This window comes from Frankia sp. AgPm24 (genome assembly GCF_023243055.1).
Lineage (GTDB): Bacteria > Actinomycetota > Actinomycetes > Frankiales > Frankiaceae > Frankia > Frankia umida.
Map to the genome: position 1 here is coordinate 1 of NZ_JALKFW010000064.1, position 1,246 is coordinate 1,246.

Consider the following 1,246-nt stretch of genomic DNA (forward strand, 5'->3'; position numbering starts at 1 on the left):
CTACTTGCGGCCTGCGGTGAGTCGGCCGTCGAAGGCGACGTCGAAGGCGTTGAGGGCGCCTTTCCAGCGGATGACCCAGCGCTTGCGGCCTTGCCCGGTGGGGTCCAGGCTCATGACCGCCAGGTAGATGCACTTCAATGCGGCGGTCTCGTTCGGGAAGTGCCCGCGGGCGCGGACCGCGCGGCGGATGCGGGCGTTGACGCTCTCGATGGCGTTGGTGGAGCAGATGACCCGGCGGATCTCGGCGTCGAAGGCCAGGAACGGGGTGAACTCCGCCCAGGCGTTCTCCCACAACCGGACGATCGCGGGATACCTGGCACCCCAGGCCTCGGCGAACTCCAGCCACCGTTCGGTCGCCGCGGCTTCGGTCGGGGCGGTGTAGACCGGCCGCAGCGCCTTGGCGACGGCATCCCAGTCCTGTCGGGCGGCGTAGCGGAAACTGTTACGCAGCAGGTGGATCACGCAGGTCTGGACCACGGTGCGGGGCCAGACCTGCTCGATCGCGTCCGGCAGGCCCTTCAGACCATCGCAGACCGCCATGAGGATGTCCTCGACACCGCGTCATCTCGGTGCAGACCTGGAGCCAGAACTTCGCCCCTTCACCGCCGTCCCCGACCCACAGACCGAGAATGTCGCGGGTGCCCTCGGCGGTCACGGCCAGGGCGAGGTAGACCGGCCGGTTCGCGACCTTCCCGTCCCGGATCTTGACGTTGATCGCGTCGAGGAACACCACCGGATACACCGGATCCAACGGCCGGTTCTGCCACTCGGCCATGCCCTCCATCACCCGGTCGGTGATCGTGGAGATCGTCTGCTTGGAGACCTGCGCGCCGTACACCTCGGCCAGATGCGCGGAGATCTCCCCGGTGGTCAGCCCCTTCGCCGACAGCGACAGCACCAGGTCCTCGACCCCGGACAGCCGCCGCTGCCGCTTCTTGACGATGGCCGGCTCGAACGAGCCCGCCCGGTCCCGCGGCACGTCGATCTCGACCGGGCCCACATCGGTGAGCACGGTCTTCGACCGGCTGCCGTTGCGGGAGTTCCCGCTGTTCGCGCCGGCCGGGTCGTGCCGGTCGTAGCCGAGATGGTCGGTGAGTTCCCCATCGAGCGCGGACTCCAGCACGATCTTCGTCAGCTGCGCGAGCAGCCCACCCTCGCCGGAGAGCTGCACACCCTGCCCGCGAGCCTGGGCCACCAGCTGCGCGACCAGCGCGGGATCCAGCCCCGCCGGCGTCGCCTTCGACGT

At 69.3% G+C, this 1,246-nt stretch carries 1 pseudogene; it reads right to left on the reverse strand.

Going from position 1 to position 1,246, the window contains the following annotated elements:
- Positions 1-1,222, reverse strand: a pseudogene (locus MXD61_RS05645) (IS256 family transposase).
- Positions 1,223-1,246 lie beyond the last annotated feature (24 nt).